Below are 9,666 nucleotides of genomic sequence, written 5' to 3'. Positions count from 1 at the left end.
CGCAGCCGACGGGCCTCGCGCCGCCGGGCGGGGACGCCGCCGCGCCGGCCGACCGGGAGCCGACCGGCCGGCCGCTGCACGCGGTGCCGAACACCGACCTGCTGGTCAGCCAACTGCTCACCCCGCAGGCGTTCCTGCTGCCGATCGGGGTGGCCTTCGTGGTGGCGCAGTTCCTCTCCGAGGGCTCCTGGTCGTTCATCGCGGTGGCCAGCACCCTGACCGCGATGGCCGGCGTGCTGCTGCAACCGGTCCGCCGGGTCCTCGACGACTGGAACTTCCGGCTGGCCCGCGAGGCCGACCGGCTACGCATCCACAACGGCCTGCTGGAGACCCGGGTGCAGACCGTGCCGCTGGAGCGGGTGCAGACCGTCGGGGTGACCTGGCCGCTGCTCTGGCGGATGAAGGGGTGGTTGCGGCTGCGGCTGGAGGTCGCCGGCTACTCCGGCGGCGAGGCCGACGACCGCAACCGGCCCGACCGGCTGCTTCCCGTCGGTGACCTCGCCGTCGGGGCGGCGATCGTCGACGAGGTGCTGCCCGGGGTGGCGCTGACCGCGCTGCCGCTGACCCCGCCGCCGGGCCGGGCCCGCTGGTTGCGCCCGCTCAGCGCCCGGGTGCTCGGCGCGGGGCTGCACGAGCGGGTCTTCGCCGTCCGCTCCGGCCTGCTCACCCGGCAGTTGACGCTGGTGCCGTACGCCCGGATGCAGAGCGTCCGGGTGGTGCAGGGGCCGGCGCAGCGCCGGCTGCGGCTGGCCACCGTGCACGTCGACACGGCCGGCGGGTCGGGGGCCGCCGCGCACGACCGTGACCTGGCGCAGGCGTGGGCGCTCGCTGCGGAACTGACCGCGCGGGCGCACGCCGCCCGCCGCGCCCGCTGATCAGCGTCCGGCGCTGCCCCCCGGGGTGGCGGTGACCGGGGTGGGGGCGGACCCGCCGGGCGACGGATCGTCGGCGGGGGCACCGCGCCGGGCGCGGTGGGCCCGCCACGCCCGCTCGGCCAGCCCGACGACCAGGAACGTCATCCCCACGTACGCCCAGCCGACCAGGACGTCGATGACGTAGTGCTCGCCGCTGTAGACCAGCGTGAAGGTCATCGCCAGCGGATAGGCAAGCAGCAGCGGCCACCACCGGCGACGGGCCGAACGCAGGAAGAACAGCACCACGAACAGCGCCCAGGCGGTGTGCAGCGACGGCATCGCGGCGACCGGGTTGGAGGCGATCTGCCCGGCGTTGAGCAGGTTGCCCGCGCCGTGCATGCCGAACTCCCTCCACCCCCGGGTGGAGATCCGGGCGACCTCGCTCAGCAGGCCGTTCTGCGCCGCCCACCACGGCGGCGCGGCCGGGTAGGCGAAGTAGGTGACCAGGCCCGCGGCGCACAGGAAACCCCAGCGCCGCATGTACGCCCCCCAGCGCTCGCGGCTGCGCAGCCAGAGCACGGCGGCGGCGGCCAGCGTCACCACGAAGTGGGAGAAGTAGACCCAGCTCACCAGCACGTCCCACCAGCGCACGTCGGGCTGGTAGAGGTGCTGCTGGAGCCAGACCGTCGGCACCTCGCCCCCGGTCGCCCAGCCGAACATCACCCGGTCGGCGACGATCAGCTCGTAGGCGTGCGGGGTGCGGCCGTTGTCGGCGAATCCCCGGGACAGGTTGTAGACGGCGAGCAGCAGCACCACCGGGATCCAGTCCCGGGCGAACCGCAGGTGACTGCGCCACGGCCGGCCCCAGTTCCAGGCGACGGTACCCGCCCAGATCCACAGGAAGGCGTACGCCGGGTCGGTCGGCAGGCCGATGGCCAGCCAGGTCACGACGAAGGCGACGGCCCAGACGGACATCGCTGTCACCCGCCGTCGCCCGCCGACGGACGGGTCGGGGGTGTCGGTCGGGACGGGGGGCGGGGGCTCAGTCACAACGGCCATCGCGGTCAAGGTTAACGGTGGGCGACGCATCGACCACCGCCGACCACCGGTGCGCCGACGGGCGGGTGTCCCGGCCGGCCCGTCGTCCGGCCGGCCCCGGTGACCCCCCACTAGGCTGAGCGCATGCAGGAACAACCGGACGACCCGTTCCCGCCGGGGCTGACCGCCCGGGTCGAGCTGACCGTCACCGACGCCGACACCGCGGCGGCCGTCGGCTCCGGTGACGTGCCGGTGCTGGCCACCCCCCGGGTGCTCGCCCTCGCCGAGGCCGCCACGGTGGCCGCGACGGCCCCCGCGATGCCCGCCGGGAGCACCACGGTCGGGGTCCGGGTCGAGCTGGCGCACCTGGCCGCCACCCCCGTCGGGCGGACCGTGGTGGCCGACGCCCGGCTGGTCGGTGCCGACGGCCGGCGGCTGCTGTTCGAGGTGACGGTGACCGACGGCGGCACCACCGTGGCCTCGGGCCGGGTGGAACGGGCCCTGGTCGACCGGCGGCGTTTCGTCGAACGGGCGGTGCGGGCGTCGTGACGTTCCGGTTCACGGCGGTCGCCGACGGGGTCCACGTGCTGCGCGAGCCGCTGCTCGACGTCAACGTCACGCTGGTGGTCGGTGACGGCGCGGCGCTGCTGGTGGACACCCTGTCCACCGCCGGGCAGGCCGCCGCGCTGGCGGACGCCGCGCGGGCGGTCACCCCGTACCCGTGGACGCTGGTCAACACCCACCACCACTTCGACCACTGTTTCGGCAACGCGACGCTCGCCGCCGACCCGCCCCGCCCGGTGTACGCCCACGAGGTGGCCGCCGCCGCCCTGCGCGACCGGCCCGACGGGCTGCGCCGGGCGGCGTACGAGGAGATGCGGGCGGCCCAGCCGGCGCTCGCCGCCGAACTGGCCGAAACGACCCTGCTGGCCCCGACCCACACCGTGCACACCGAGACGGTGCTGGACGTCGGGGGCCGGCGGGTGGTGCTGCGGCACCCGGGGCACGGGCACACCGACGCGGATCTGGTGGTGTACGTGCCGGACGCCGACGTGCTGGTCGCCGGGGATCTGGTGGAGCAGTCCGGGCCGCCGGCGTTCGAGGAGTCGTACCCGTTGCAGTGGCCGGACGCGGTGGCCGACCTGCTGCGGATGGCCACACCCGGCACGGTGGTCGTGCCGGGTCACGGCACGCCGGTGGACGTGGAGTTCGTCCGGGCCCAGCACGCCCGGCTGGTGGAGCTGGCCTGGCTGATCCGGGCCGCGCACACGGGCGGGGCCCCGCCGGAGCGGGTGGCCGCCGACTCCCCGTTCGGCGCCCGTCCCGGTCTCGTCGCCGCCCGCCGGGGCTACCGGGAACTCGACGGCACGCCCTGACGCCCGCAGGCGGCCCGGACGGGCTTGCACCCGGGTCGCGCACGACCGGTCGACCCGGGCGGCCCCGGCGACCGGGGCGCTCAGTCGGCGAAGCGGCGGCGTACCGCGTCCCGGGTGGGCATGGCGACCGCGCCGCCGGGCGACTCGCAGACCAGGCCGGCGACCCGCAGCGCGAACGCGACCCGTTGGTGCCAGTCGGCCGGTGTGCCCGGCTCGCCGTCGGCCAGCAGTTCGGCGACGAGCGCGGCCATCACCGAGTCGCCCGCGCCGGTGGCGTCCACCGCGTGCACCGTCGGGGCGGGCACCCGGACCGGATCGGGGCCGGCGGCGACCAGCGCGCCGTCCGCGCCGAGGGTCACCACCACCGTGCCCGCGCCCAGCTCCCGCAGGTACGCCGCGACCCCCTCGACCGGCTCGTCGGGCCAGAGCAGGGCGGCGTCGGCCCCGCTGAGCTTCACCAGGTGCGCCCCGGCGGCGAACTCCACCACCACCTGGCGCAGGCCGGCCAGCTCCGCCGGGCCGGCCAACAGCCGGGGCCGGACGTTGGGGTCGAAGACCCGCAGGCCGGGCGCGAGCGACCAGGCCCGCCGGGCGGCGGCGAGCGTCGGTGGGCGCAGCAGCACGATCGAGCCGCAGTAGAGCACGTCCGCGCCCTCGACCAGCGTCACGTCCAGGTCATCGGCGGCGAGCAGGCCGTACGACGGCGGTTCGCCGTAGAACCGGAAGTCCGGCTCCGCCCCGGTGTGGGTGGTGACCGCCAGGGTGGTGGGGGCGGGCACGGTGACCGCACCGGCCAGCCCGACCCCGGCGTCGGCCAGGAAGGCGCGGATGCGGTCGGCGAGCACGTCGTCGCCGAGGGAGCCGACGAACTCGGCGGTGCCGCCGAGCCGGGCCACCCCGACGGCGACGTTGAGCGGGCCGCCGCCGATCGCCTGCCGGAACACCGGCCCGCCCCCGCACTCGGCGTCCAGCAGGTCGATAAGCGCCTCGCCGAGCACCACCGCGTATCCCATGTCGCCTCCCGGCGCCTCGTCGTCCGACTACCAGGCTGGCACAACGGCCCACGCCGATCGGGGCCGGCCGGGCACCCCGGCCACATCCATCGAGCAGCGGCTATTGCAGGGTTCGTCCGGACGTGATGGTATTGAGGTGCCGGGCCGGCGCGGAGGGCTGCCGCACCCGTCCGGTGATCAGCTGGGGCTCGACGCGAGAGGCACCGGTCCGTGGGCACGGACCGTCGACGGCACGCGCCTGTCGGCCCCGCGGGGCCACCGGCCCGAGCCGCGATCGACGCATCCCCCACCCTCGTGCGGGGCGGGCGCGCTCGCGCCACCCCGCAGATCAGGAGAAGCTCGTGCTCCGTTCCCGTACGGCCGCGTTGTTCACCGCGGCCGCCACCCTCGCCTTCGGGGCCGTGGCCCTGACGGTGCAGGCCGAACCGGCCGCCGCGCACGGCACGCCGATCGTCCCCGGCAGCCGGACGTACCTGTGCTGGCAGGACGGTCTGACCACCACCGGCGAGATCAGGCCGAACAACCCGGCCTGCTCCGCCGCGGTCGCCCAGAGCGGCACCAACTCCCTCTACAACTGGTTCAGCGTGCTCCGCTCGGACGCCGGTGGCCGCACCGTCGGGTTCATCCCCGACGGCAAGCTGTGCAGCGGCGGCAACACCGGTTTCGCCGGGTACGACCTGGCCCGTACCGACTGGCCGCTGACCCACCTGACGTCCGGCGCGCGGCTGGACTTCAAGTACAGCAACTGGGCCCACCACCCGGGCACCTTCTACTTCTACGTGACGAAGGACAGCTGGAGCCCGACCCGGCCGCTGGCCTGGAGCGACCTGGAGGAGCCGTTCCTCACGGTGACCAACCCGCCCCAGCGGGGCGCGTCGGGCACCAACGACGGGCACTACTACTTCAGCGGGAACCTGCCGTCGGGCAAGTCCGGCCGGCACATCATCTACTCCCGCTGGGTACGCTCGGACAGCCAGGAGAACTTCTTCGGCTGCTCGGACGTCACCTTCGACGGTGGCAACGGTCAGGTGACCGGGGTCGGCAGCGGCAACAACCCGACCACGCCTCCGCCGACCACCACGCCCCCGCCGACCACCCCGCCGCCGACCACCACCCCGCCGCCGCCGACCACCACGCCGCCGCCGCCGACCACGACCCCGCCGCCGGGCAACAGCGACTGCATGGCGGTCTACAAGGTGGTCAGCGCCTGGTCCGGCGGGTTCCAGGGTGAGGTCACCATCATGAACCACAGCACCCGCACCTACGGGGGCTGGGCGGCGAGCTGGACCTGGCCCAACGGGCAGGTGATCTCGCAGGTCTGGAACGGCTCGCTGAGCACCAGCGGGTCGACGGTGACCGTCACCAACGCCGCGTACAACGGCTCGATCGCGCCGGAGAAGACGACCACGTTCGGCTTCACGGCCAGCAGCACCGGCACCAACGGGCTGCCGACGGTCTCCTGCTCCGGCCGGTGACCCGACGCTGAACGCGCACACACCGGAGGCCCCCACCCGATCGGGTGGGGGCCTCCGGCCCGTCCGGGGCCCGGTGTCCGCCGCGACGTGCCGACGGGTACCGGGCCGGGGGGTCAGCGGACCATGCTGCCGACCACCGGCTTGGTGAGCAGCGCCGACTGGTTGCGCTGGATGCCCGGGTCGAGGGTCTTGGCCACGAAGATGGCGTGCCAGATGCAGAAGATCAGCACCGTCCACACCTTGCGGGAGTTGTCCGCCTCCTCGCGCTTGTGCTCCTCCAGCAGCCGCATCGCGTACGACAGGTCGATCAGGTCGCCGGCGCCGGAGGTGGACAGCACGTGCCGGGCCCACTCGTACATCTCGCCGCGCAGCCAGACCCGGGTGGGGGTGGGGAAGCCCAGCTTCCTGCGGTTGACGATGGCCGGCGGCACGACGCCCTGCAACGCCTGGCGCATGGCGTACTTGGTGGCGTCGGAGCGGGGCGGCAGCTTCAGGTCGACCGGGATGGTGGACGCCACGTCGAACACCATCCGGTCCAGGAACGGCACCCGGACCTCCAGCGAGTGCGACATCGAGATCCGGTCCGCCTTGACCAGGATGTCGCCGCGCAGCCAGGTGTAGAGGTCGACGTACTGCATCTTGGTGACGTCGTCGAGTTCGGTGCACTCGGCGTAGATCGGGGCGGTGACGTCGGTGTAGCGCACCGACGGGTCGTAGCGGCGCAGCAGGTGCCGCTTCTCCTCCTCGGTGAACATCCGGGCGTTGCCGTAGTAGCGCTGCTCGATCGGGGTGGTGCCGCGCTCCAGGAAGCTCTTGCCCTTGACCCCCTGCGGGATCGCCTTGGAGACCGCCCGCAGGCCCTTCTGCACCCCGCCGGGCAGGCCGTTGACGGTGCCGAGGGAGAGCGGCTCGCGGTAGATGGTGTAGCCGCCGAAGAACTCGTCGGCCCCCTCGCCGGAGAGCACCACCGTGACGTGCTCGGCGGCCTTCTTGGCCACGAAGTAGAGCGGGACCAGCGCCGGGTCGGCCACCGGGTCGTCCAGGTGCCAGACGATCTTCGGCAGCGCCTCGATCATGTCCTGCGGCCCGATCTTGGTGGCGATGGTGGTCACGTCGAGGTGCCGGGCCGAGTCCTGCGCCACGTCGATCTCGGAGTAGCCGGGCACGTCGTAGCCGACGGTGAAGGTGAGGATGTTGGGGTTGAACTCGCGGGCCAGGGCCACCACGGCGGTGGAGTCGATGCCGCTGGACAGGAACGAGCCGACCGGCACGTCGGAGCGCATGTGCATCCGGACGCTCTCCCGCAGCGTCTCCCGGATCTCGTGGTAGAGCCGCTGCTCGTCGGCGACCGGGGCGGGCCGGAACACCGGCCGGTACCAGCGCCGCACGTCCAGCCGGCCCCCCGGCGACCAGGTCAGGTACTCCCCGGAGCCGATCCGGCTGATGCCCTGGTGCAGGGTGCCGGGCTCGGGGACGTACTGGAGGGTCAGGTAGTGGCTGAGGTTGGCGGTGTCGATGCCGGCGTCGCCCTGGTAGTAGGAGTGCGCGAAGGGCAGCAGCGCCTTCTTCTCGGAGGCGAGGTAGAGCCCGTCGGCGGTCTCCAGGTAGTGCAGCGGCTTGATGCCGAAGTAGTCCCGCGCGCCGAACGCCCGGCGCTCCTGCCGGTCCCAGATGACGAAGGCGAACATGCCGCGCAGCCGGGTGAGCACCTGCTCGCCCCAGTAGTGGTAGCCGGCGACGATCACCTCGCCGTCCCCGGCGGTGGCGAACTGGGCGCCGAAGGTGCGGATCAGCTCCTCGCGCAGCTCGATGTAGTTGTAGATCTCGCCGTTGAAGGTCAGCAGGTAGCGACCGTTGGCGTAGGGCAGCGGCTCGTGGCTGGACGCCACGTCGATGATGGCCAGCCGCTTGTGGGCGAACACCCCGTCCGCGTAGTGGCCGGTGGCGTCACCGACCACCTCGACCCCTGTCTCGTCCGGTCCGCGGTGGTGCAGGCATTCCAACGCCCCCGCGATGTTGTCGCGGTGGGCGGCGGCGTTGCCGTTCGCGCTGAAGAAGGCCAGGAGTCCGCACATGGCCGACATCTTTCCACGCGGCGCAATCCGCCCGCGCGGCACCGCAGGCTCTGTCCCCCTCCCCACGGCACGATCCGCCGCGCCCGGCCGGGCCCGGACCGCGTCGGGCCAACGGGACGGTCCCGGGCCGGGCGGGGCGTCGGGTGCGGGACCGCAGGCACCCCGCCGGGGCGGAGCCGGAGTACCGTCTGGACGAGCGACGAGGCGAAGGGAGCCGACATGGCCGAGGAACGGACGGACGGCAAGCCGGCGGACGGCACCGAATCGCACGATCCGGACTTTCCGGAGGCGTTCCTGTCCTTCATGCGGCAGGGCTGGCGGGACACCAGCCTGCCGGTCGGTCCCCGGCCGGAGGTCCCGCACCACGCCAAGCGGCGGGCCGACCTGTCCGCGGCCTTTCCGGGCGAGACGCTGGTCATCCCCACCGGCACCGAGAAGGTACGCGCCAACGACACCGACCACCCGTTCCGGCCGGGCAGCGATTTCGCCTACCTGACCGGCGACCACGAACCGGACAGCGTCCTGGTCCTGCGGCCCAACGGCTCGGGGCACGACGCGACGCTGTACATGCGTCCCCGGTCCTCGCGGGAGACCGACGAGTTCTTCCGCAGCCGGCACGGCGAGCTGTGGGTGGGCCGCCGGCACACCCTGGCCGAGAAGTCCACCGAGCTGGGCCTGGCCACCGAGGACCTGTCCGCGCTGGACGGGGCGCTGGCCCGGATGGCGCCGGGGCGGACCCGGGTGCTGCGCGGCTTCGACAAGCGGGTCGACGCGGCGGTGCGGCCGTGGGACGGCCCCCGCGAGGAGGGGCAGCCGGGCCGCGACCGGGAGCTGGCGATCGCGATCGCCGAGCTGAAGCTGGTCAAGGACGAGTGGGAGGTGGCCCAGCTCCAGGAGGCGGTCGACGCCACCGTACGCGGCTTCGAGGACGTGGCCCGGGCGCTGCCGGCCGACCGGGGCGTCTCCGAGCGGCTGTTGGAGGGGATCTTCGCGCTGCGGGCCCGGCACGACGGCAACGACGTGGGCTACGGCTCGATCGTCGGCGCGGGCGAGCACGCGACGATCCTGCACTGGGTGCACAACCATGGCGCGACCCGCCCGGGTGAGCTGCTGCTGATGGACATGGGCGTGGAGAACCGCAACCTCTACACCGCCGACGTGACCCGGGTGCTGCCGGTCGACGGCCGGTTCACCCCGCTGCAACGCCAGGTCTACGACGCGGTGTACGCCGCGCAGCAGGCCGGTATCGACGCGATCCGCCCGGGTGTCGGCTTCCGTGACGTGCACCTGACCTCGATGCGGGTGCTCGCCGAGGCGTTGAAGGATCTCGGCCTGCTCCCGGTGAGCGTCGACGAGGCGATGGACCCGGCCTCCACGGTCTACCGGCGGTGGACCCTGCACGGCACCAGCCACATGCTCGGCATCGACGTGCACGACTGCGCGAACGCCCGCAAGGAGAAGTACCGCGACGGCCGGCTCGGTGAGGGGTACGTGCTCACCGTCGAGCCGGGCCTGTACTTCCAGCCGGAGGACGAGCTGGTCCCCGAGGAACTGCGCGGCATCGGTGTCCGGATCGAGGACGACATCCTGGTCACCGCGACCGGCTCGGTGAACCTGTCGGCGGGTCTGCCCCGCCGCTCGGACGAGGTGGAGACCTGGCTGGCCGAGCAGCGTGAGGCGGGTCCCCGCCTGCCGGGCTGACCCCCGCACCCACCGCGACGGCCCCGCCGTCGGACGCGTCCCGCCCCCGGCGGACGCCTCCGGCGGCGGGGCCGTCGTCGTTCCTGCCACTGCACCGGCGCTCCCGCACGGATCACACCACGGAGGGCCTGCTC

8 protein-coding genes are annotated in these 9,666 nt (G+C 73.8%); 5 read left to right on the top strand and 3 right to left on the bottom strand.

The annotated features are described in order from the left end of the window. Positions 1-875, top strand: an 875-nt coding sequence (locus H1A17_RS24665; RefSeq protein WP_194822999.1) for a PH domain-containing protein, incomplete at its 5' end; no start/stop codon positions are given. Here H1A17_RS24665 and H1A17_RS24660 read toward each other — a convergent pair. Then, on the bottom strand, positions 876-1,913 hold the full coding sequence (locus H1A17_RS24660; protein ID WP_194822998.1) for a phosphatase PAP2 family protein: 1,038 nt from the start codon (positions 1,911-1,913) through the stop codon (positions 876-878). It abuts the gene before it with no gap. Positions 1,914-2,036: 123 nt separating this feature from the next. On the opposite strand from H1A17_RS24660, the gene H1A17_RS24655 reads away from it, so the two are divergent. Both H1A17_RS24655 and H1A17_RS24650 read left to right on the top strand, forming a co-directional pair. After that, the gene (locus H1A17_RS24655) at positions 2,037-2,441 is read left to right on the top strand and encodes a thioesterase family protein (protein ID WP_145920815.1); all 405 of its coding nucleotides are present in this window, start codon (positions 2,037-2,039) and stop codon (positions 2,439-2,441) included. Continuing rightward, complete coding sequence (locus H1A17_RS24650; RefSeq protein ID WP_194822997.1) at positions 2,438-3,268, top strand: MBL fold metallo-hydrolase; 831 nt, start codon at positions 2,438-2,440, stop codon at positions 3,266-3,268. Before H1A17_RS24655 ends, H1A17_RS24650 begins: the two co-directional genes overlap by 4 nt. 80 nt (positions 3,269-3,348) lie before the next feature. On the opposite strand, the gene H1A17_RS24645 is transcribed toward H1A17_RS24650, so the two are convergent. Next, on the bottom strand, positions 3,349-4,281 hold the full coding sequence (locus H1A17_RS24645) for a carbohydrate kinase (protein WP_194822996.1): 933 nt from the start codon (positions 4,279-4,281) through the stop codon (positions 3,349-3,351). A 341-nt stretch (positions 4,282-4,622) separates the two neighbouring features. Here H1A17_RS24645 and H1A17_RS24640 point away from each other — a divergent pair, with 341 nt between their 5' ends. Then, complete coding sequence (locus tag H1A17_RS24640) at positions 4,623-5,756, top strand: lytic polysaccharide monooxygenase (protein ID WP_145920818.1); 1,134 nt, start codon at positions 4,623-4,625, stop codon at positions 5,754-5,756. Between the two features lie 113 nt (positions 5,757-5,869). Here the strand turns inward: H1A17_RS24640 and asnB are convergent, their stop codons facing one another. After that, positions 5,870-7,831 (bottom strand): asparagine synthase (glutamine-hydrolyzing), encoded by a 1,962-nt coding sequence (asnB, locus tag H1A17_RS24635; RefSeq protein ID WP_145920819.1) that lies wholly within the window; start codon positions 7,829-7,831, stop codon positions 5,870-5,872. 219 nt (positions 7,832-8,050) lie between these two features. Between asnB and H1A17_RS24630 the strand changes: the two genes are divergently transcribed. Then, entirely contained in the window at positions 8,051-9,532 is a 1,482-nt protein-coding gene (locus H1A17_RS24630; RefSeq protein WP_145920820.1) for an aminopeptidase P family protein, read from the top strand. Positions 9,533-9,666 lie beyond the last annotated feature (134 nt).

This window comes from Micromonospora sp. S-DT3-3-22, from assembly GCF_015354745.1.
Taxonomy (GTDB): domain Bacteria; phylum Actinomycetota; class Actinomycetes; order Mycobacteriales; family Micromonosporaceae; genus Micromonospora; species Micromonospora wenchangensis.
This window is presented reverse-complemented; position numbering and strand designations above follow the sequence as displayed.